At 59.5% G+C, this 20,643-nt stretch carries 27 protein-coding genes and 2 pseudogenes; 6 read left to right on the top strand and 23 right to left on the bottom strand.

Features of this window, described 5'->3' with window-relative positions; all coding sequences use genetic code 11:
* Window positions 1-152: 152 nt before the first annotated feature.
* From CAter10_RS00395 to CAter10_RS00370, 6 genes are all read right to left on the bottom strand, one after another.
* The gene (locus tag CAter10_RS00395) at window positions 153-1,007 is read right to left on the bottom strand and encodes an NAD(P)-dependent oxidoreductase (RefSeq protein WP_061535089.1); all 855 of its coding nucleotides are present in this window, start codon (window positions 1,005-1,007) and stop codon (window positions 153-155) included.
* Window positions 1,008-1,135: 128 nt separating this feature from the next.
* Window positions 1,136-2,368, bottom strand: a complete 1,233-nt coding sequence (locus tag CAter10_RS00390) for a hypothetical protein (protein ID WP_061531844.1) — start codon at window positions 2,366-2,368, stop codon at window positions 1,136-1,138.
* A gap of 110 nt (window positions 2,369-2,478) precedes the next feature.
* Complete coding sequence (locus tag CAter10_RS00385; RefSeq protein WP_061531843.1) at window positions 2,479-3,204, bottom strand: hypothetical protein; 726 nt, start codon at window positions 3,202-3,204, stop codon at window positions 2,479-2,481.
* A gap of 140 nt (window positions 3,205-3,344) precedes the next feature.
* The gene (locus CAter10_RS00380) at window positions 3,345-3,887 is read right to left on the bottom strand and encodes a hypothetical protein (RefSeq protein ID WP_061531842.1); all 543 of its coding nucleotides are present in this window, start codon (window positions 3,885-3,887) and stop codon (window positions 3,345-3,347) included.
* On the bottom strand, window positions 3,884-4,162 hold the full coding sequence (locus tag CAter10_RS00375) for a DnaJ domain-containing protein (RefSeq protein WP_061531841.1): 279 nt from the start codon (window positions 4,160-4,162) through the stop codon (window positions 3,884-3,886). The genes CAter10_RS00380 and CAter10_RS00375 overlap by 4 nt, the downstream gene beginning before the upstream one ends.
* 186 nt (window positions 4,163-4,348) lie before the next feature.
* Entirely contained in the window at window positions 4,349-4,987 is a 639-nt protein-coding gene (locus CAter10_RS00370; protein ID WP_061531840.1) for a tRNA-uridine aminocarboxypropyltransferase, read from the bottom strand.
* On the opposite strand from CAter10_RS00370, the gene CAter10_RS22685 reads away from it, so the two are divergent.
* Together CAter10_RS22685 and CAter10_RS00365 are read left to right on the top strand one after the other, a co-directional pair.
* Window positions 4,868-5,230, top strand: coding sequence for a hypothetical protein (locus CAter10_RS22685; RefSeq protein ID WP_164840391.1), 363 nt, complete (start codon window positions 4,868-4,870; stop codon window positions 5,228-5,230). The genes CAter10_RS00370 and CAter10_RS22685 overlap by 120 nt on opposite strands.
* A gap of 88 nt (window positions 5,231-5,318) precedes the next feature.
* On the top strand, window positions 5,319-5,693 hold the full coding sequence (locus CAter10_RS00365; RefSeq protein ID WP_061531839.1) for a hypothetical protein: 375 nt from the start codon (window positions 5,319-5,321) through the stop codon (window positions 5,691-5,693).
* On the opposite strand, the pseudogene CAter10_RS00360 reads toward CAter10_RS00365, so the two are convergent.
* Window positions 5,686-6,662: pseudogene (locus CAter10_RS00360) on the bottom strand (LysR substrate-binding domain-containing protein). The gene CAter10_RS00365 and the pseudogene CAter10_RS00360 sit on opposite strands and share 8 nt — an antisense overlap.
* A 112-nt stretch (window positions 6,663-6,774) precedes the next feature.
* On the opposite strand from CAter10_RS00360, the gene CAter10_RS00355 reads away from it, so the two are divergent.
* On the top strand, window positions 6,775-7,038 hold the full coding sequence (locus CAter10_RS00355) for a hypothetical protein (RefSeq protein WP_061536869.1): 264 nt from the start codon (window positions 6,775-6,777) through the stop codon (window positions 7,036-7,038).
* On the opposite strand, the gene CAter10_RS00350 is transcribed toward CAter10_RS00355, so the two are convergent.
* The 3 genes from CAter10_RS00350 to CAter10_RS00340 all read right to left on the bottom strand — a co-directional run bounded on the left by CAter10_RS00350 (window position 7,015) and on the right by CAter10_RS00340 (window position 9,133).
* Window positions 7,015-7,464 carry a pyridoxal-phosphate dependent enzyme gene (locus tag CAter10_RS00350; protein ID WP_128082943.1) on the bottom strand — a complete coding sequence of 150 codons (450 nt, stop codon included), beginning with the start codon at window positions 7,462-7,464 and terminating at the stop codon, window positions 7,015-7,017. The two genes, CAter10_RS00355 and CAter10_RS00350, sit on opposite strands and share 24 nt — an antisense overlap.
* Window positions 7,434-7,928: a pyridoxal-phosphate dependent enzyme gene (locus CAter10_RS00345; protein WP_128082942.1), complete on the bottom strand. Its 495-nt coding sequence runs from the start codon at window positions 7,926-7,928 to the stop codon at window positions 7,434-7,436. The genes CAter10_RS00350 and CAter10_RS00345 overlap by 31 nt, the downstream gene beginning before the upstream one ends.
* A 209-nt stretch (window positions 7,929-8,137) precedes the next feature.
* A complete protein-coding gene (locus tag CAter10_RS00340; RefSeq protein WP_061535088.1) occupies window positions 8,138-9,133 on the bottom strand; it encodes an LLM class flavin-dependent oxidoreductase in 996 nt (331 codons plus the stop codon).
* A gap of 246 nt (window positions 9,134-9,379) precedes the next feature.
* Here CAter10_RS00340 and CAter10_RS00335 point away from each other — a divergent pair, with 246 nt between their 5' ends.
* A complete protein-coding gene (locus tag CAter10_RS00335) occupies window positions 9,380-9,859 on the top strand; it encodes an HAD domain-containing protein (protein WP_061531835.1) in 480 nt (159 codons plus the stop codon).
* A 37-nt stretch (window positions 9,860-9,896) separates the two neighbouring features.
* A complete protein-coding gene (locus CAter10_RS00330) occupies window positions 9,897-10,754 on the top strand; it encodes a cysteine hydrolase family protein (RefSeq protein WP_061531834.1) in 858 nt (285 codons plus the stop codon).
* On the opposite strand, the gene CAter10_RS00325 is transcribed toward CAter10_RS00330, so the two are convergent.
* From CAter10_RS00325 to CAter10_RS00295, 7 genes are all read right to left on the bottom strand, one after another.
* A complete protein-coding gene (locus CAter10_RS00325; protein WP_061531833.1) occupies window positions 10,751-11,155 on the bottom strand; it encodes a c-type cytochrome in 405 nt (134 codons plus the stop codon). The two genes, CAter10_RS00330 and CAter10_RS00325, sit on opposite strands and share 4 nt — an antisense overlap.
* A 50-nt stretch (window positions 11,156-11,205) precedes the next feature.
* The gene (locus tag CAter10_RS00320) at window positions 11,206-11,892 is read right to left on the bottom strand and encodes a VIT1/CCC1 transporter family protein (RefSeq protein ID WP_061535087.1); all 687 of its coding nucleotides are present in this window, start codon (window positions 11,890-11,892) and stop codon (window positions 11,206-11,208) included.
* A gap of 199 nt (window positions 11,893-12,091) precedes the next feature.
* Entirely contained in the window at window positions 12,092-12,376 is a 285-nt protein-coding gene (locus CAter10_RS00315; protein WP_014004094.1) for an HU family DNA-binding protein, read from the bottom strand.
* A gap of 177 nt (window positions 12,377-12,553) precedes the next feature.
* Entirely contained in the window at window positions 12,554-12,781 is a 228-nt protein-coding gene (locus CAter10_RS23015; protein ID WP_061531832.1) for a hypothetical protein, read from the bottom strand.
* A gap of 50 nt (window positions 12,782-12,831) precedes the next feature.
* On the bottom strand, window positions 12,832-13,224 hold the full coding sequence (locus CAter10_RS00305; protein ID WP_061531831.1) for a hypothetical protein: 393 nt from the start codon (window positions 13,222-13,224) through the stop codon (window positions 12,832-12,834).
* A 231-nt stretch (window positions 13,225-13,455) separates the two neighbouring features.
* Entirely contained in the window at window positions 13,456-13,794 is a 339-nt protein-coding gene (locus CAter10_RS23225; protein ID WP_236905435.1) for a hypothetical protein, read from the bottom strand.
* 174 nt (window positions 13,795-13,968) lie between these two features.
* Window positions 13,969-14,934 (bottom strand): SDR family NAD(P)-dependent oxidoreductase, encoded by a 966-nt coding sequence (locus tag CAter10_RS00295; protein WP_061531829.1) that lies wholly within the window; start codon window positions 14,932-14,934, stop codon window positions 13,969-13,971.
* Between the two features lie 96 nt (window positions 14,935-15,030).
* Between CAter10_RS00295 and CAter10_RS00290 the strand changes: the two genes are divergently transcribed.
* Entirely contained in the window at window positions 15,031-15,924 is an 894-nt protein-coding gene (locus CAter10_RS00290; RefSeq protein WP_061531828.1) for a LysR family transcriptional regulator, read from the top strand.
* A 21-nt stretch (window positions 15,925-15,945) separates the two neighbouring features.
* Here CAter10_RS00290 and CAter10_RS00285 read toward each other — a convergent pair whose 3' ends face one another.
* The 6 genes and pseudogenes from CAter10_RS00285 to CAter10_RS00265 form a co-directional block, all read right to left on the bottom strand.
* Window positions 15,946-16,488, bottom strand: a complete 543-nt coding sequence (locus CAter10_RS00285; RefSeq protein WP_335340176.1) for an IclR family transcriptional regulator — start codon at window positions 16,486-16,488, stop codon at window positions 15,946-15,948.
* A 107-nt stretch (window positions 16,489-16,595) separates the two neighbouring features.
* Window positions 16,596-16,706: pseudogene (locus CAter10_RS24095) on the bottom strand (IclR family transcriptional regulator); the annotation flags it as partial.
* A gap of 15 nt (window positions 16,707-16,721) precedes the next feature.
* On the bottom strand, window positions 16,722-17,570 hold the full coding sequence (locus tag CAter10_RS00280; protein WP_061531827.1) for an N-formylglutamate amidohydrolase: 849 nt from the start codon (window positions 17,568-17,570) through the stop codon (window positions 16,722-16,724).
* Between the two features lie 49 nt (window positions 17,571-17,619).
* On the bottom strand, window positions 17,620-18,720 hold the full coding sequence (locus CAter10_RS00275) for an SLC13 family permease (protein ID WP_061531826.1): 1,101 nt from the start codon (window positions 18,718-18,720) through the stop codon (window positions 17,620-17,622).
* A complete protein-coding gene (locus tag CAter10_RS23220; protein ID WP_061531825.1) occupies window positions 18,717-19,037 on the bottom strand; it encodes a hypothetical protein in 321 nt (106 codons plus the stop codon). The genes CAter10_RS00275 and CAter10_RS23220 overlap by 4 nt, the downstream gene beginning before the upstream one ends.
* Before the next feature lie 103 nt (window positions 19,038-19,140).
* Window positions 19,141-20,352 carry a porin gene (locus tag CAter10_RS00265; protein WP_061531824.1) on the bottom strand — a complete coding sequence of 404 codons (1,212 nt, stop codon included), beginning with the start codon at window positions 20,350-20,352 and terminating at the stop codon, window positions 19,141-19,143.
* Between the last annotated feature and the right edge of the window lie 291 nt (window positions 20,353-20,643).

The following is a 20,643-nucleotide window of genomic DNA, read 5'->3' as shown; positions in this document are numbered from 1 at the left end:
ATCGTCACAGGCTGCTTTGGGTCGCAAACAGCCGTTCATCAGTCCTCATGCCGTAACGTGGATCGCACAAGCGGCAGACTTGAGTCAAATCGCAACCCTCGCGCTGCCGCCATGTCTCATCAGATCAAACCCTGCCCCATGAGTCCAAACGATTACCCGCGCGACACCGCATCAATCCCAACAACACTAGCATCCTCAGCTCCATGTCCCGCCGCAATCAGCTGATCCATTCTGGCGGCAACCGCAGGTAACGCCGCCATTGGCCGGTCGCCTGTCGTTTCCAGCATCAGGCGGACATCCTTGCGGGCCATTGCCAGTTCGAAGCTTGGGGTGAAATTGCCTTTTGCCATGTTCACGCCGCGCACCGCGACCATCGAATTCAGGTCAAGCAAGCTCAGCAGTTTGATCGCGTCTTCGCCGTTGACGTCGCTTGCCTGCGCCAGGGTGAGGACGTCGGCCATGACGGCGGAGAGGCCGATGATCATGGCGTTGCCGAACAGTTTGTTGGCGGCGGCCAGGTCACTGCGCTCACCCAGGTATTCGAGGCGCGAAGTCATTTTTGCGAGGTCTGCCTGGACTGATTCGAACAGCGCTTTCGGGCCGGCGGCCATCATCGAGCCTTGGGCGTTGCGCGCGGCTGCCGGGCCCATGAAAACGGGGCAGTGCAGATACTTGATGCCGGCGGCGTGCAGGCGTTTGGCGCGTTCGGCGGTCAGTGTCGGCAGCGTTGTAGTGTGGTCGATCAGGATGGCGTCAGGCGACAGTCCGCTGCGCGCTGCCGAGATGACTTCTTCGACGATGGCGTCGTCTTTCAACACGATGTGCACTCTTGATGCGCCGCGCACCGCGTCGGCCGGCGTTGCTGCCGCCTTGACGCCGAACTGGGCGAGGGCTTGTACCTTGTCGATGGAGCGGTTCCATGCGGTGACTGTATCGCCGCGTTTTGCGGCGGCTTCTGCGAATGCGCTGCCGAGTAGGCCGGTGCCGAGAAAAGCGATAGTTGCCATGATCATGTTCCTTTCAAATTATGCTTGAACAGCAAGGCCTTGAAATATAACACCGGAACAATTTGGCAGTTTGCGGCTGCTGGTTTTGCGCTGCTGTGCGCTGACCGAGGGTGCCTCGGTAACGCCGCTTACCTCGTTTCTTTACCCGCACTCTTGCTTTTGATGTTGCAGTTCTCTTTCAGGAACTGCAGCGCGCGGGTGTATTTGGGGTCGCTGTCGTCGTCCAGGTATTCCTCCGCTTCCGGCAGGAATTCGTCTTCCCACAGGGATTGCAGGTTGTCCTTGATCTCAAATGGCGCGGCGCCGGCGATGAAGGCGGTGACTGCGTCGCTGTCGAAACCGTGTTCGCGCACGTGACGAATCATGGTCCTGGCCTCGGTATCCGAGATGGTGGTCTTCGGCTTTATGCCGCAGGCGATACACATGAACACGGTCAGGCGCGAATAAGGATCTTCCTTGCCCTTGGTGACCTTGTGCCACTCTTTCGACACCAGCGCGTCGAAGTTGTCGACTTCTTCCAGACCGCCTTCCTGCACGAAGTAACGTGACTCGATCTGGTTGAGCAAGACGTCGAGCGGCATGGCCTGATCCGACAGCAATGGCGCATCATGTTTTTCGATTTCACGGCGGATTTTTTCTGCGATGTCGTGATGCGCCGATGGCACGTCGTCGAGCAGCGTCTTGGCGATTTTCCATTTCGTGCCGGCCTTGTGCTGGCCGCGGATCTTGTCGATCAATCGGGCGAAGCCGAGGCGGCTGGGGAATTCTTCGGCATCGCCCAGGCGCACCAATATCGCGCTGCGGATCACCGCTTCGGCGCCGACGAAATCGAGATCTGCGCGTGCCAGGCCGAGGTCGTTGGCGAACCACAGGGCCGCCGCGATCACGGCAGCCGATTCTTCGCGCGCCTTGCGTTCCTTGCGGTAGGCAGCCAGCGAAAACGGCTTGGCCAGCGTGCGTTCGTCCTGGAACTCTTTCTGTCCCTGACCTTTGGTGTCGGCCAAGACGGTCGAATCCGGCATGGCGTGCAGCGCCTTGAGCATCTCGTTGCCACCGCGCGAATGCGACAGGAAGGTATTGTCGCGCAGCGATTCCGCGGCTTTCTGCAGATCGCCGTCGAAGGTGTGTTCCAGGTAAAGACTGACCAGGTTGACTACGCGCAGGCGCGCGTTTTCCAGGTCCGTATGCAGGTGGCTGGTGCCGAAAAATGCGGCGACCTGCACCGTGCCCTTGGCGCCGTCGGCGATGATCGCGCGACATTTCGCCTGGTCGAGAATATGATGCGTCACGCCGTGACTGAGCGCCTTTTCAAAGAAAGGGCGCTTGTCGATGACTTGTAGTTTCCGGAGGTTGTCGGACATGGGATGCTTGGATGTCTGGAACGGTTAAAACGCATCTTGCCGCGCGGGACAGACAGGCGACGGCAAGACCGGTTCGGCGCAACGGGGCCGGTTGAATCCGGCGCGCCGTCTTAGAGCGCCGACTCTTCGCCCGGATCGACGGCGCCTGGCGTCGGCTTGACGGCGGTTTTGCGCGATGGTTGTTCTGATGGCTCGGCGTGGTCGGCCTGATCCAACTGCTGCTGTTCCAGCATTTCCAGTTCCGCTTCGCGCCGCAGGCGTTCCTTCATGCGTTTTTTCAGCACCGGCCAGATCTGTTCGAACATGTCCGGGTGCTCGTGCTTGAGCAGCCAGGTCAGTTCTTTCCAATCGCGGTCGCTGACTTCCGCTTTGTCGACTTCGTCGCCTTCTTCAGTGCGATTGACGTTGAAGGTATCGTAGGTGACGAAATGCACCACTTCTTCATCGCGCTCGGAGAGATAATCGACCAGCGCTTCGCAGCCGCCGTCAACATCGCCGATGGCTTCGATGAAATCACCGGTTTGTGTTTCATCGCGAAACAGCACCGCATTCACCATGCCGCGCAGGCGCACATGGCTGTGGTCGCCATACAGGCGCTCCATGACGACCGCACGCGCGAACTGTTCCGGCGTCACCAGCAGGTTGACGACCGACTCTTTCGAGGTATCGTATTCGCGGATCACGGCCAGCAAGTCTTTCGGCGGCAAAGTATCCAGCGCCGCGACCAGCGCGTAATCGCCTTCGGTTTCCGCCAGACTGACCAGTGCGAACTCCGCCCCGGCGATGTCGCCGTTGCGGATCAGGTTTGCTGCTTTTACTATGAGCGCGTTTGTCATGGGTTCACTGTAAAAAAATGCGTGAAATTATTTCTGCTGATTTGTCGCTCCCGCGAACGCGGGGACCCATTTTAAGATCAACATGGATTCCCGCCTTCGCGGGAATGACGCAGACGTAATACTTGAAATGTAATACTTGCTTAACCAAGCCGTTCGAAGCCTTGCTCCGCGAGCCAATCGGCGCCTTCGACTTCCAGATCGCTACCATCTTCGTCTTCATCGTTCTCGACACCTTCAACCGCATCGTCCGACTCGCCATGGGCGGACTGGTTGTACGCGCCATGGTAGTTGCCGTTGCTTTTCTCGTACAGGTATTCAAGGCAGATGGTGGTAATCAGGAAGCGCTCGCCGCCCGGTTCCTGCAATGCGATGTCGGCCAGCTTTTGCGCCCAGGATTCGAATTGCACAGCGTCGGCAACATCGGCCCAGGATGGAAAATCGTCCGGCTCGTCGGATGACAGCATCGTCAGCAATTGCGGATTGACGAAATCGATGCCGCCGTGAAAAGCGACGGAGACCATTTCCGGATCGGTATCGATCATCGGCATCATCAGCGCAAACTGCGCGCGCTTGCTTTTCAGGCGCGAGGTCAGGATGTCGTTGCCTTCGGAATCGCTTTGCAAGTCCTCGAGTTCAGCCTGGTAAGCCTTGGTCAAGTCCTCGAAGAAAGAAGATAGCATCATTGCAGAACCTTATTGATATAGGTAGTCCAGATTTGTTCGGCGGTTTCCAGCGGGTTTTCCAGCAGGCTGCGCCGCCGGTTCTCGTCATACTCCTGCCGTTTCACCGCATCCGACAACAGGTCATAGGCTTCCTGCACTTCGCGAAACCGCGACGGTGCATCGGGCGACGTGTTGCGGTCCGGGTGAAACTCCGACGCTTTCTTGCGATACGCGCTTTTCAGAGCGCTGATCGGTGCATCGCTGTCTATGCCAAGAACGGCGTAATAATCCTTCATGCGTCCTCACACGTTGGTATCGGCGATCAGCAGAGACTGTCGCATATTGCTTGCTAGGGAATACTTGCTGGGTAAACGTTTGTTGCCGAACGCAAACAAACACTTTGGAAGAGGTCTGAGAGCATACACCAATGGCGGCGTTAAGTCGATGGCAGAACGACTCCAAACCACAGCCAGCCGGGTGGTTCAGGAATGGCCGTAACTCGCCTGCCGCCCCACAAACCCGCTGAATGCCTCCAGCAGCGGCAGATACTTCTCCTGATTCTGCTCCAGCTGCATCAACGCCTGGCAAGTCGCTTCCAGTGTCGACAACTGCCCCGGCGCATGGGCCTTGCGTATCAGATAACGCGACGGCGGCACATCGCGCAATGCCAGGCGCGGCAGATGCTGCAACAGTGGATTGAGGTACAACATCTTGCGGCTCTTGCGCCAGGTGCCGTCCAGCACCACCAGGCGCAGCTGCGCCGGCTGTTGCAATTGCATCTGATCCAGGACTGGCGGCGTCGCCAGTTTCAGGCCCAGGTCATCCGGACTGTCCGGGTAGAGCAAGGCGGTATAACCGGGCGCCGCGGCACCATGCCACGCTGCGTGCAGGCGATCCCGCAGGCCAGCTTCGGCAAACGTTTCGCCGACAATCACTTCGCTGCGCACCAGGCTCAGGGTGAGCAGGCGCGCGCTGCCTTTGGCTTGATCGACTTCCAGCGGATGCTGCAGGATCAGCAATTCGACGGTGTTATCTGTCTGCGTGATCCATTCGCAGATGCAGGTCCGCTGCGGGCGCAAGCATGTCGGGCAAATCGGGCGTTTGATGGGTTCTGGCTGCATTTCTGGCTGCATTTCTGGCTACATCACGGCGTGAAAGAATCGGCTTCAGCAGCAATTTTAACTCTGCCGCGATGCCAACTTCTAACCAGCATTGGCGCCGTCGTGACCGCGATGACCGCAATGTTTGCGGATTCAGCAGATGAAATTGCCCGACATGACGGCGACGAAACGATAAATCGTCAACAGTGTCACCAGCAACACGCCGCCGATTTCCTGCCGTCGGAACTGTTGCACCTGAATTGAGCGCTGAGCATGGCTTTTTGTTATGATCCGTCTCTTTTGAAAATCCGGAGCCCCCGGAATTCATCCGAACATCATTCCAAAGGCCGCCATGCAGAAATTCAACCGTATCGCCATCGCACTTTCCCTTTGCGCCAGCCTGGCAACCGGCAGTGTTTGGGCGGTGGATACCGGCGGCGTCGACATGACTGCGGTCTCGATGGTGGCTGCGGTTGCGGCGCCGGCGGCGTTCATTGCTGGCGGCGCCAGCTATCAGGTGAAAAACGTGGAAGCGTCGGCCGACGGCACCGTCTATCAATTGGACAAGAGCGGCGTAAGCGGCACGATTACCGTGGTCGGCAGTGCGCTGGGCGAATTGCTGTTGAACGCCGGCGCCACGATCAAGGCCAACGCAGTCGCCGAAGGCGTGCTGCTGATCAGCGACGATCAGGTGTTGGCATTGGTGCCGGCCAAACTGGTCAAGTAAGTCCGTTATGTAGTTGAGGCGGCTTCGGCGGCTCGACCGGCGTCAACACTGGCGTCGCCGCCGGCATGCTCTTCTGTAGCATGCACACCTCTTCATGCAGCCACTCTCGCAAAGCCCGCAAAGGCTTCCAGTCGCGCAAGGCGGGCGGATAAACCAGGAAGTAAGAAGCATACGCCGCATCCGGCGCCAGCCTTTGCTCCGACAACTGCACCAGCAGGCCGTCGCGCAAGGCGTCGGCGACCATGAACTCGCGTCCCAGCGCAATGCCCAAACCTTGCTCCGCCGCCTGCAGCATCAGCCCGGCGTCGTTGAAACTGGCGACCGGATTGCTGCGCAGCTTGAGGCCGCCTTCGCTGAACCAGCGATCCCACAGGTCGGCATCACCCAGCAACGGCTCGTGCGCCAACGCGGCAATGCTGCCACCTTGCAGTCGGCGTGCAGTGCCGGGTGAAGCGACCACCACTAGCGGACTGTCCAGAAGTCGCTCGTCGCTCAAGCCGGGCCAGCCGCCACTGCCTTGACGCAAGGCGGCGTGAAAACCGTCGCGCTGCAGATCCATCAGTTGCTGCGACGAATGCAATTCCAGCGCAATGTCTGGATGACGTTCGCGCCAGCGCTGCATGCGCGGCAACAACCAGCGCTGTAAAAAGGAAGGCATGACCGTCAGCCGCAAACGCTGGCTGCTGCCGACTGCGGTGGCGGCAGCCATCAACACGCCGGCATCCAGTTGCGCCAGCGCCGACTCGACACTGCCAACAATGCATGGCCGGCTTCGTTCAACACAATGCGGCGCCCGCGCCGTTCGAACAGCGCAAAACCGAGCTGTTCTTCCAGCACGCCGATCTGCTGACTGACGGCGCTGTGGGTCAGGTGCATTTCAAGCGCGGTGGCGCGCAAATTCTGCAGCCGCGCTGCTGTGCGAAAGACCGGGAGGGTGTGAAGTGGGAGTCGGCTCATGTTGGTAAGCATAACTGACCAATGTGGTTAGAACAAGTCGTTTCCCTTTGTTAAATTGGTCGGATATTCTGACCAGTACCGAAACAACTTTATACATTCTTCGAAACCACTCCGGGAGCTCGCCATGAACTACGCACCGACATCTTGCCAAGTTGCCACTACATTGCCATGCGAATCGCTGGCGGCGCAGTCGCGTTCGGAACGTCTGGCGCAGGCGTTCGGACAAGTCGCCATACAGGTTTCCAACTGGTGGCAGCAACGTCTCCTCACACCGTCTGCACAACCGCCGATTAACATGAGCGAGATGAGCGACCATCTGCTGCGCGATATCGGCTATATCGATGTACTTCCGCCACGTAAGCAATCAAACCTGCGGCGGGATCAATGAGGCTTCGGCAAATCCGCGTGCACCTTGCATGCCGCCGGTATGTATCGCCAGCACGCGGTCGTCGTCGCCAAATGCCTGCGCCTGCTGCATTTTCTTGAGCGCGTGGAATAACTTGCCTGTGTATACCGGCTCTATCGGCAAATCGCATGCCGCTGAAAATTCGCGGCAGAACTGCCGCAGCTCTGGCGGCGCCTTGCCGTAACCGCCATGGTGGGCATCGGTGATCAACTCATAGTTTTGATACGCCGGATAACCGGCCTGCAGCAGCAAGTCTGCGATCTCCTGACGCAGGTAGTCGGCGTTCTTCAGTACCGCAATGCCGACCACACGGCTGCGTCCGCGCAACCCCGCCAGGATTCCCGCCAGCGTGGCGCCGGTGCCGCAGGCGACCATGATCACTTCCGGAATGAACGGTAACTCATCCACCAGTTCGGCAACGCCGCGCAATGCCTGCGGTGAGCTGCGCCTTCCGGTAGCCAGACGTGTTTATCGTCGACCGTATCGAGATGGCGACGCCAGGCTTGCGGATCTTCGCGCAGTTGGCGATAGTCGTCGCGCGATACAAAACTGACTTGCATGCCGAGCCGCCGGCAATCATCCAGCGTGGCGCTTTGCATCCCGGGTGCGCCGCGCACCAGCGCCTTGGTCGGCCAACCGCCGAGAGCGCCGGCGTGGGCCAGAGCGTGCAGATGGTTCGACCAGGGACCGCCCATGCTGACCCAGGTCGGGTGGCGATCCTGCCAGGCCAGTAACGGATATTTGAGCTTGCGGAATTTATTGCCGGAGACTTCCGGATGCAACAGATCGTCGCGCTTGACCCACACCTTGCGGCCCAGGAAAGCGGTACTTTCGATGAGATGGCAGGGGGAAGGAGAACTGGGGAAGGGCATTGGTCTTGCTGCTTTTCTGTGCGAGTAAATAGGGGCTATTTAATTTTATCCGGCTCGGTGACCCCAGCTCGCCCCCCCCCCGACTAGGCGTCCCCGTCATTCCCGTGCACGCGGGAATCCACGTTGCGCAAAATGGATCCCGCGTGCGCGGGGATGACCCCAGATGTTAAATAAGATGCAGGTGACTATGAACCCTGCACCGCAAATGGTCAGATAGGCTGAACACCGCGCGCCACTTCGGCAATCAATTCATACGAATGCAAACGTGCCTGGTGATCGAACACATCCGAGACAATCATCAATTCGTCGGCGCCGGTCTGCAACAGGAATCGTTCGATGCCGGCGCGCACGGTTTCCGGTGAGCCGATGATCGAACACGCCAGCATGTGCGACGCCTGCGCCTTTTCCAGCGGCGACCAATAGGTTTCGATATCGTCGATCGGCGGTTTACTGAGGCCGCGCACGCCACGGTGCATGTCAGTGAACGACATCTGCTGGGTGGTGGCCAGACGGCGCGCTTCGGCGTCGGTATCGGCGGCAATGATGTTGACGCCGACCATCGCATGCGGCTTGGCCTGCTGCGCCGATGGCTTGAACCGGGCGCGATACAGTTGCAGCGCCATCTCCAGCGAATCGGGCGCGAAATGCGAGGCAAATGCATACGGCAGCCCGAGTTCGGCCGCCAGTTGCGCGCCGAAGGTGCTGGAACCGAGAATCCACAACGGCACCTGAGTGCCGTGGCCGGGCACGGCGACGATGCGCTGGCCGACTTCCGCCGGGGCCAGGAAAGCTTGCAGTTCCAGAACATCTTGCGGGAAAGATTCGGCGCTGGCCGGATCACGCCGCAATGCGCGGGTGGTTATCTGGTCGGTGCCGGGCGCGCGCCCGAGACCGAGATCGATGCGGCCGGGAAAAAGCGAGGCCAGCGTACCGAACTGTTCGGCAATCACCAGCGGCGCATGGTTCGGCAACATGACGCCGCCAGCGCCGACACGGATCGTGCTGGTACCAGCGGCAACGTGAGCAATGGCCACTGCGGTAGCGGCGCTGGCGATGCCGCGCATGTTGTGGTGTTCGGCCATCCAGAAGCGGCGATACTGCCAGCCCTCGGCATGCCGTGCCAGGTCGCGCGCATTATCGAGCGCTGCACGGGCATCGCTGCCCTCCCTGATGCGGACCAGGTCCAGGATTGAAATAGGGATCACGGAGACTTCCTTGTTCGACTGATTGTGCGGTTTTCGAGTATAGCCGCAGCGCTTCAAGCCTGCTGGCGACGCCCGATTTTGCCGATCACGCAAACAGACGCCGGGCCGCCCGGATTCCCTTGGAGTAAACTTGATGGTCTAATAGCGCCATTCCGGCAAATGCCAGAACTGACGCCCGCGGCTGTCGTTGCCGTTGTGGCTCGGCGGAACCTGGCTTTCGCTTCAATCTTAACAAATACACATCCAATGAAAATTTTATATCTGGACTACAACGGCGTTCTGCACGACGCCAAGGTAATCCGCAACCGCCAGCGCGGTCTCTACATCGCCACTCCGGACCGCGTCTTCTTCGAATGGATGCCGATCCTGGAAGAACTGCTGGCGCCGTACCCGGACGTCAAGATCGTGCTGTCAACCAGCTGGGTACGGGCGCTCGGCTTCGACGCCACTCGCCATGAGCTCTCCGTTCCGTTACAAGAACGCGTGATCGGCTCGACCTTCCACCATCCCAAACTGACGCCATCGGAATTCGACACCATGCCGCGCGGCATGCAAGTCTGGCGCGATGTCGAACGCCGCAAGCCTACCAGCTGGCTGGCGCTGGACGACGACGCTTTCGGCTGGCCGGCAGCCTGCCGCAACCGCCTGCTGGAAACCAAGGGCAATCTCGGCCTGAGCGATCCGGCCACGCAGGATGAACTGAAAAAAATGCTGGCTGCGCTGTAAGCCGCCATCGATTAGAAGGGTCCTCCGGGAGAGCAAGATGCGCCGTCAGTTGCACCTATTGATCATCGATCCGCAAAACGACTTTTGCGATCTGCCCGCGGATTATCTTCCTGCCGGCGGCAAGCTGGCGCCGTCGCTACCGGTGCCCGGCGCTCACGCCGACATGCTGCGCGTGACCGAGCTGATCAATCGCGGCGGCGCCGGTATCGACGAGATCAGCATCACGCTCGATTCGCATCACCGGCTCGACATCGCCCATCCCGGTTTCTGGAACAGCGCAAACGGCGGCGACGTCACGCCATTTACGCAAATCTCGGCAACCGATGTCCGCGCCGGAAAGTATCAACCGCGCGTGGCCGCCACGCTGCCGCGCGTGCTGCACTACCTCGACCAGCTGGAAGCGGCAGGGCGTTACCAGTTGATGGTGTGGCCGGTCCATTGCGAGATCGGCTCCTGGGGCCACAACGTGCATGCTGACGTGCGGCACGCCTACAACCTGTGGGAAGAACGCACGCTCCGCAGCGTCAACAAGATCAGCAAAGGCAGCAACCCGTGGACCGAACACTATTCCGCGGTGCAAGCCGAAGTGCCCGATCCCGACGATGAGCTGACCCAATCGAACCGGCCCTTCCTCGACAGCCTGGCCCGCGCAGACCGCATCTATATCACTGGCGAAGCCGGCAGTCACTGCGTCAAAGCCACTACCGAACACATCGCGGATTATTTTGGCCCAGAGCACATGGCCAAGCTGGTGCTGGTCAGCGATTGCATGAGCCCGGTCAGCGGCTTCGAGACGCAGTACCGGCAGTTTGTTGCCGACATGGTGACGCGCGGTGCACGCACGGCGAATGCCGCACAGGTGCTGGCGGAGTTGCTGGAAAACGCGGAAAGTTAGCGCGGTGACGACGCAGGTGCGCCATTGGAAACCGCGCTGGAAGTGCGCAGATACGCCAGCAGATTATCAATCTGTGTATCGCTGCCAATCCCGAAGAAACGCATTTTTGTACCAGGAACCACGTCGCCGGGCGCCTTCAGGAAGGCCCGCAGTTTTTGCTCAGACCAGACAATCCCCGAACTTTGCATGGCCTGCGAATACTTGTAATCCTTGGTCGACGCCGCCGGCCGGCCGATGATGCCGTTCAATTGCGGCCCGAAGCCGCCGCGGGCGGAGGGACCTACCTGATGACAACTGGCACATTTCGCGAATGCGGCTTTGCCGGCTATCGGGTCGCCGGCGGCGCTTGCAGCGGATAATTGGAAGACCAATATCAACGTCGGCAATAATTGTTTATACATTTTTTACTTTCTTGCCGCATGGAGCGCTCAGCGTGATCGGCCGACGCCCATCATGCAACACCACCAAACAACGAGCCGATCAAACCCGTTCCTCCCATCGCCAGCACTCCCAATATCAGGACGCGCGCCGCGCCACGAACAACCGGCGCACCACCCGCACGCGCTGCGGATGCGCCGAGTACGGCGAGGAAGACAAGAGATACGACGGCAATCGCTGGGATGAGCACCTCTCTCGGTGCCAGCATGCATGCCAGCAGCGGCACGATCCCGCCGAGTACAAAGCTGGCGGACGACGCCACAGCTGCCAGCAGCGGCCGCGCTGCCAGCGTTTCCGTAATGCCGATGTCATCCCGGGCATGCGCACCGATCGCATCGTGCGCCATCAGCTGCCGCGAGACTTCCGATGCGAGTTCAATATCCAGGCCGCGATTGACATAAATGTCGCGCAATTCGAGATGCTCGGCATCATAGTCGTTCAGCAGCGCAGCGCGTTCAATTTCGAGGTCAGCGCGCTCGGTATCGGCCTGCGAACTGACCGAAACATATTCGCCCGCGCCCATCGAAAACGCCCCAGCAACGAGGCCAGCCAATCCAGTCACAAGGATCTGGCCGGCATCCATCTGCGCCGCAGCGACGCCGAGCAGCAAACTGGAAATCGACAGCACGCCATCGTTGGCGCCAAGCACGCCTGCGCGCAACCATCCAGAGCGGTGAGTCCGATGCGTATGTGAAGTCATGGAATATAAAAATTTCTGCAGAATGCATGCAGTATAGGCGTTGACGGCCACAGTTGGGGGCAACCGGTCCATGTCGCCGGAGCGTGCACGCCAAGACGGGTCGTCTGACAATCGCAACGGCAGCAATAAGAACCGTGCCGATCAAGAAGCGGATGACGAAAAAAAAGCCCCTTGGATTTCTCCAAGGGGCTCGCTTACATTATTTCTTCTTCTTGTTCACTGCATCTTTGAACGCTTTACCAGCCGTGAATTTCACGGTTTTAGCTGCTGCGATCTTGATTGCTTCGCCGGTACGTGGGTTACGACCAGTGCGAGCGGCACGCTTGCCGGAAGAGAACGAACCAAATCCAATCAATTGAACGGTACTGCCTTTGGTAACAGCCTTGATCACATTGTCTACGACCGATTCCAAAGCGCGCTGTGCAGCGGCCTTCGAGATTTCGCAGTCGGTGGCAATGGCGTCGATCAATTCGGTTTTGTTCATTTCGTTAAATCCTCAAAAAAAGTTGTGAGTTGCAAATTCTAGCACCGTATCTGCTTGGAATCGGCGATGTAGACTACCGCAAACGCGGCTTTCAGACAAATTGCTTTTGATTTTTGGCGCGCCCCCAGTTGTATCGGCAGCACAAAACCACAGGTTTTGCGAAAAAAACGAGGATTCTTATGCGCAAAACCGGGGGTGCGGCGCTGCCACGGCGCCCTTTACCGGCGCGCCTGACGGGACAATTTGAACGTCAACACGCGACATAGCGTTGATGCCGATACTTTCCAATACCGGCTGCGGACCGCCGTCACGCGCCAGTTTGATCATGGCGCGGCCGATTTGTTCACTCGTCGTCACAAATTGAGGGAACAATCGCCGGGCCAGTGGCAACAGCGGGGCGATCATTACGTAGAGCAGATTGTAAAGATGGGGCTTGAAGCGCCAACACTAACACGTCATCGCGTCGCGGTGGACGGCTGCGGCAATCGCCCCGGCTCGCCGATGCAGCCGGCGAAATCGCTGCTCGGTAGCGCTACCGGACCATACCATTCGTAGACGCCGGCAAAGCCGCCGGTGCGCAGGATCCAGGCGCGTTTCAGATTTTTGTTGATGAGTGCGGAATGCACGTAGCCATCGCTGACATTGCCGTTCTTGTTCGGCAGCGCAATCGTCACCAGTTCGCTGGCTTGGGCCGGCGATTCGGCCGGTGCGGAAACGCGCGGCAAAGTTTGTTTGAATCCGGAAAAGGAAATGCCGTATTGCGCGATCAGACCTTCTGCGGCCGGACAACCGGCCCAGGCGGGTAGTACCGCAGATGCGGCGATGGAAAATATCACTGCGCGAATCATTCCCACCCTTTCAGAAAAATCAGACAGGCAAGCAACCCGGCGCGTAGGCCGGGTCTCGCTACGGTACTCAGAAATACCGGTTGATGACAACCTCGAACGCCTCGGCGGCGGAGCTGCCCTTGATCATCAGTTCGGTGATTTCGGCAGAGTGTCCGCCGATACCATCTGGCAACATATGGCGATTTTCCTTGAAATACGCGTATTTTGCAGCATCGATCAGATCCTTGGCCTTTACTGCAGCGCTGCCGCCGCGCGTACCGCCGCTGCTGCCACTGCTGCTGCGGGTGCCGCCCGTGCTGCGGCTGCTGGTGGAGCGGAAGCCGCCGGCAGCAACCGCCGCCTTGATCTGCTCCAGCGAGAATACCGGGTGCTGTTGACGCCGACAAACTCGTCTTCCTTAGGGTGCAACAGGTGGTGATTACTGTCGAATGCCATTTTCTTTTCGGCAGTATTGGTCACCTGATAATATGGGCGCGGCCCCGGGCTGGTGAGGCCGAACTGCACGCGGTCGCCATATACTTCCATCTTCCCCATGACATCTTTCAGGTAATCCGTTGTCAGGGAGTCCATCTTACCGCTCCAGCGTTTGTTTCTTGTCGTGTTCAAAATGCGTTACTTCCAATAATGATGGCCGCCGGCATGCAGGCAACCGTGTGTGAATCAAATGCAGTACGCATTATCCCCCGACACGATTTGCTGCGAATGGATTCCGACAAAATAATTGTGCATGCGGCCCGCCCATCACTACGTTTTGATGCAGCCGATACCGGTCAAAGCGGCCCGTACGGCCTCATCGAGCCCCGTGTGAGGCTCTTTGCCGAGCAGTTTGAGCAGGCGTCGGTTGTCCAGATGCAACGGTTGCCGCCACAAGTAGCTCATCTCGCGCATTTCGCGGAACAACGGCACGAAAGGCGACCCCAGCACCACCAGCCACCAGGGGAAAGCCCAGGCGCGCAGGTCCGGCTGACCGCTCGCGCGGCCGATTGCCGCCACCATTTCCGTGCCATCGGTATCCCAGTGACCGTTCATGTGGAAGGTCTCAAAAGCGCCCAGTTCCGCTTCACGCTCGATCAGTTGCATCATGGTTTCGGCGACATCGGGCAGATAAGCCCATTGATGGCCGATGCCGCGCTTGCCCGGGTAGACCACCTTCTTGATCGGCTGGCCGGCCTTGACCAATCCTTGCGAAAACCACGAATTGGCCATGTGCGGCCCGAAAAAATCCCCGGCGCGCACCACCAGGGTCCGCACCCCGCTTTGCGCCGCTGCCTGCAAGCGCCGTTCCAGCTGGACCCGGATCGCGCCCTTGCGGGTGACAGGCTTCTGTGGCGACGCCTCGTTCGGCGCTAGGATTGCGTCGGCGTCATAGTTATAGACGGTGCCGGGCAGGACGATGCGGGCGCCGCTGGCGCGGGCGGCGGCGATGCTGTTGTCGATCATCGGCAGCACCAGCTGCGCCCAGTTGCGGTAACCCGGCGGATTGACTGCGTGGACGATGAGCGCGACGCCTTCGGCGGCGGCAATCACATCCTGCGCCTGCATCGCGTCGCCTTGACGCCATTCGATGCCGCTGCTGTTGCTGACGGCCATCTCACCAGCACGACGGTGCAGGGCGCGCACCTGCCAGCCGCGCTGTATCAGTTTTTGCGCCATTGCATTGCCGATGCCGCCGGTTGCACCAAGTACCAGGGCTATTTTGCGTTGTGTCATGACAGGAACTCCTAAAGTTGTTGTAGGAATTCAGGTTAGCACCGGCCATGTTGGTTTAAAATTACCTATCATCACATAGCGACTATACATATTTGTATGACTACCCAAGAACCTGGCTGGGACCTGTACCGGGCTTTCCTGGCTGTACTGGAAGAAGGTTCGCTGTCCGGCGGCGCGCGCAGCCTGGGGCTGACCCAACCAACCGTCGGCCGCCAGATCGAGGCGTTGGAACAGGCGCTCGGGGTGAAGTTGTTCACCCGTTCGCAGACCGGACTGGCGACGACCGACATTGCGCTGACCCTGCGTCCGTTTGCCGAAAACCTGCGCGCCACCGCCAACGCGCTGCGCCGCGCGTCAACCGCTGCCGGCGCCAGCGGTACGGTGCGGATCACTGCGTCAGATGTGGTCGGCGCCGAAGTGCTGCCGCCGATCCTGACTGCATTGCGCGAGGCACATCCATCCATCAAGATCGAACTGGTCTTGTCGAACCGCGCCCAAGACCTGTTGAACCGCGACGCCGACATCGCGGTGCGCATGGTGCAACCGAGCCAGGCGGCGCTGATTGCGCGCCGCATCGGGGCGATCCCGCTCGGCCTGTTCGCGCACCGGCGCTATCTGGATCGCTGTGGTGTGCCGGCGACGTATGGGGAATTGAAGAACCATGCGCTGATCGGGTTCGATCAGGAAACCAACTACATCCGCGTCATGCAAAGGCGCGGCCTGGCGCTGCAGCGCGAGATGTTTTCTCTCCATACCGACAACCAGCTGGCGCAACTGGCGGCGATTCGTGCCGGCTACGGCATCGGCATGTGCCAGACGCCGCTTGCCAGGCATAACCCGGAGCTATTCCCCGTGCTGGAGGAAGCCGTCAAGAGCGAGCTTGAAACCTGGATTGTGATGCATGAAGACCTGCGCTCCAGCGAGCGCTGCCGGATCGTCTTCGACGCGCTGGTCAGCGGTGTGTCCAGCTATATTGCCGATGGCGGCTGATCGCAACTGTTGTGACCCGACTCAACGGTAAACATAGCCCAGGCCGAGTGACAGATCGCGTGCGCGCTGCACCACCAGATCAATAAAGCCTTGCAGGTTATCGGCCGTGATGCGGCTGGCCGGGCCGGCGATGCCGAGGGCGGCGATCACTTCACCGTCGGCATCCATGATCGGCGCTGCGATCGCTACCGCACCGCTGGACCGCTCGGCGTAGGAAACCGCGTAGCCTTGCGCCAGTACTTGCTGCAGTTCCTGTTCCAGCAACTGACGATCGATGATGGTGTTATCGGTGAAGCGCGTCAGCGTACCGCCCAGCACTGCCTGCTGCACCGATTGCGGCGCATGCGCCAGCAGCACTTTGCCGGACGCACCGGCATACAATGGCCGACGGTTGCCGACATCAGTGTGGACGCGAATCGCCTGGGTCGACTCCCAGCGCGCCACGCAGACCATTTCCAATCCGTCGCGCACCCGCACCTGGACGTTTTCGTTGCAGATGCCGCCAATATCACGCAAATGGCTGCGCGCCACCCGCACCAGGCTGACCTGTTCCTGCGCCGCCACGCCCAAATACAGCGCCTTGTAACCAAGATGATACGTCGGGTATCGCCTTCGCGATGCAGCAGGCCACGCTGTTCCAGCGTGTACAGCAGGCGGAAGGTTCGTGCCTTGGTGTTGCCGGAACGGACCGATAGCTCGGTCACGCCCAGTCCCGGACTTTGAGCGACCAACAGGAGCAGCGCCAATGCTTCATCTACTGCGGCAACGGTGTAGTCGGCCATGCGTGGGGATTCTCGTTAATTCAATTGGTCGATAATATACCTCGACATCGCTTGCGCCAGTTGTGTCAAATGCTGCTGCAGCGTCGCAAATCCGGCGCTGCGCTCCAGGCTTTGCTCATTCATGTACAACGCACGGTTGATTTCGATCTGCATGCTGTAGCGGCCGCGCTGCGGATCGCTGTAGGCGCGCACCAGTTCAGCGCCGCGATACGGATCGTTGATCTTGACCACATAGCCCATGCCTCGCAACTGCTGCGCGACCCAGGCGGTAAAGACCGGATCGGCGGCGCTGCCGTCGCGGTCGCCCAGCACGAAATCGGGACGGCGCGCGCCATTGTCGATATTCATCGCATTGCCGACCGACTTCATCGAATGGCAATCAATATGCCAGGAGCGGCCGAAGCGCGCGTGCGCGGCGTTAATCAGGCGCTGTAGTTCGGCGTGATACGGATCGTAATAGCGCTCAATGCGCTGCTGCACTTCGGCGATACCCAGCTTGCGGTCGTACATCGGCACCGCCGGCAGCGCATAGCGGCGGATCAGGCCCATGCCGGCCTTGCTCTTTTCCGACACCTTGATCGGTTCGGGCCAGGGCTGATCCAGCAATTCCGGGTCGATGTCGCTGCGGCTGCGGTTGAAATCGATATAGCAGCGGTGCACACGCGCCGCCAACAGTGTCGCGCCATGCTGCACGGCGCCGCTCCACAGTTCATCGACATAGGCATCCCAACCAGACATCAGCGCGGCTTCCGGCGCCACCGCCTGCATGTCCGGCGGGCAGTAGCGGCTACTGTGCGGCGAATCGAAGACCAGCGGGATCAACTTGGCGTTATCCGAAATGGTCAAAATAAAAGCTTCTTGCATCTTGGTGTTCCTTAGCACTTCTGTGTTTTCTATCTGAATCTGATTTGACTCAATAACCGGTATAGACCGCAAACGCCATGACCGCCATCGATAGCAGCGTCAAAATTGCGAACAGCGGAAAAATGAAACGCAGCCAGGCGCCATAGCCAACCTTGCCGGTCGCCAGGTAGGCCAGCAGCATGCCGGAAGTCGGCGTCACCATGTTGGTCAGCCCGTTTCCGAACAGGAAAGCCAGCACTACGCTCTGGCCGCTGACGCCGGAAATATGGCCGATAGGGCCGAGGATCGGCATGCTGATGGCGGCTTTGCCGGAGGTCGACGGAATCAGCACGTCGAGCAGCATCTGCACCAGGATCATGCCTTGTGCCGCAAAGATCTTGCTGCGGCCTTCAACGATTGCGGCCAGGTGGTAAATCACGGTATCGAGCACCAGGCTGTCGTGCAGCACGATTTCGATGGCTTTCGCCAGGCCGATCAGCAAACCCGCCAGCATCATGCCTTTCATGCCTTCGACAAACGCATCGCAGGCGGTGCGCACCGACATGCCGGCGGCGATGGCAATGATGATGCCCTCAAAAATATAAAACGCGCCGAGCTGGATATCGCCCCATTTCCAGACGCTGGTGCCGATCACAAGCACCACCACGCTAGCGCCGACCACAAATAATACGAAGCGGTGCGACAACAACAGACGACCCTGCAGGTCGAGACCGGTTGGCACGCTGTAGCCCGTGCGCTTTACGTAAAGCAGTAAATAGGCGATGCCGATCGCCAGGAACAGCACAAACACCGCCATCCGCAAACCGGCGCCGCTCAACAGCGGCACCTGTACGATCGGCTGGGCGATCACCAGCGCCAACGGATTGGTGACCGAAGCCAGGTAACCGATCTTGGCGGCAATCGCCACCAACCCAGTGGCATACAACGGCCCCAGGCCGAGCCGCTGCGCCAGGATCAGCATCATCGGAATGATCACCAGGTATTCAGAAATCAGCCCGAGGAAGGTGCTACCGGCGGCAATCGCCAGCATCAGCACCGGCGTCAGCAGGTAGACGTTGCCGCCGGTACGTACCAGCAAGCGGTCGATGCCCGCGTCCAGCGCGCCGCTCTTGCGCAGCACACCGAACATGCCGCCGATGAACATGATCATGAACACCAGCGGCGCACTTTTGGCGAGGCGGCAGGAATCGCCGACATCGCAGAAAACAGGCTGGCAGGGTAGGCGCGCTCAATGCTGCTTGCTGGCGGATGCGCGGCCACCAGGGCGGCCAGGTCGCGCTCCTTGGCGATCAGTTGATAAGTCCCGGGCACCACCAGTTTGGCCTGGCGCTGGAACTCGCCCGAATCGAGCACATAGGTCAGGCCGACCGCTACCAGCATGATCAGCAGCATCATCGCCACCGGATGCAGCATGCGGCTCTTGCCGTGCGCATCCTGTTTTTGCTCGTCGGTGGTGGTACTGGCCATGTGATCTCCGTGTGCCTGTCTGTCCGTTTGCAGAATAGTATGCTTTTCAATGTACGGGCCGGAAAAGCATTGCGCCTTTCCGGCCCGGTCGTTCTACCTCATGTTAGAACTTGTGACGCAAGCCGACAGTGAATGCAGTTTGCGAATTGTCGGCGCCAGGAGCGCCGCCCGTGATGCCCGGGCTATACATGTCGGACGCGCGCAGGTTGGCGACATAGCTATAGAGGTCGGTACGCTTGGAGAACGCGTAGGTCAGACCTAGGTTGAGCTGAGTCAGGCGGCCTTTGGTGTCGCTGCCCACGAAGCCGTAGCGCGATTGCAATACGCTGCCAACCAGGCGCAGGCTATCCGAAACTGCATAATTGACGCCCAGGTCGAACACGTTGGTGCTGTTGTTGTTGGAACCGCCAGCGGTAAATGGTGACAGGCCTGCGGTGCCGGCAAACTTCGCGACCAGCGGGGCGCTTGCGCCACCGTTGGTGGCCAGCGGCTGCAGCACCTTCGACCAGGCGCCAAAGAAACGCCACGGGCCGGTCTTGTAGCTTGAACCGAGCATCCAGGTCTTGATGCAGGTATCGCCAGGATGGCCGTAGCTCGGGGTGCAGCCGGCGCCGAGGCTGGTGCCTTGGTCGCTGGACGTATTGACACCGCCCGACAGGGTACCGAGCTTGGATTGCCAGTAACCGAAGCCGACGCCGAATGGGCCGTTGGTGTAATTCGCGCCGAGGCCGAGCGATTGGCCGGTGGAAGTCGAACCTGCGGTTTCGCCGAAGCCGTAGGTGGCGTTCAGCACCAGGCCCTTGAACAACGGTGTGTCGTAGCGGATCTGATTATTGGCGCGGTTGCCGCCGACGCGGTCCAGATTATTATCGTGCACGCCATTGATGAAGACGCCGAAGTCGTAGACGCTTGAGTAGTAAGTGGCTACTTCGTCGATGAAGTCCTTGCGACGTCCCAGTTGCAGCGAGCCGTAATTGCCTGACAGGCCGACGATCGAGGTGCGGCCGAAGGTCAGGCCGCCCTGACCGGAAGCGCCGGTATCGACTGCGAACCCGCCTTCCAGGTTGAACATCGCCTTCATGCCGCCGCCCAGGTCCTCGACGCCCTTGAAGCCGAAGCGCGATTGCTGCAGATCGCCTGAGTCGACGCTCATGCGGCTGCCGGTACCGCGCGGATTGCTCGTGCTTGGTGTGGCAATGTTATTCACATAGGTAACGCCGGAATCCAGCAAACCGTAGACGGTGACGTTGGTTTGCGCCTGCGCTACGTAACTGCAGCTACCCAAAACGGAAAGTACAACTAACGACTTCTTCATGAACCACTCCTCCCTGTTGAAAAAAATCCTAAGGCAACTTCGCCCGGCGCTTGTTTTTATTCGAGGTTTATTGAAAAACCTGTGCCGGATCGCTTGCTCTATTGTTTCATCTAATAAAACAACGTATTGATATATGAAACAATGGTAGGGGCGATATTTTCCCGTGTCAATCTCAATTGCTGAAAATTTGAGCGCGCTCTATGAGCGGGTGTTGCGTGCGGGAGAAAAGTGAAGGGGGTGCAAACAGAGCGGAAAGATGACGATGCTTGAATTGCCAGGGGAGAAAAATTG

The organism is Collimonas arenae (assembly GCF_001584165.1).
Classification (GTDB): Bacteria; Pseudomonadota; Gammaproteobacteria; order Burkholderiales; family Burkholderiaceae_D; genus Collimonas; species Collimonas arenae.
This window is presented reverse-complemented; position numbering and strand designations above follow the sequence as displayed.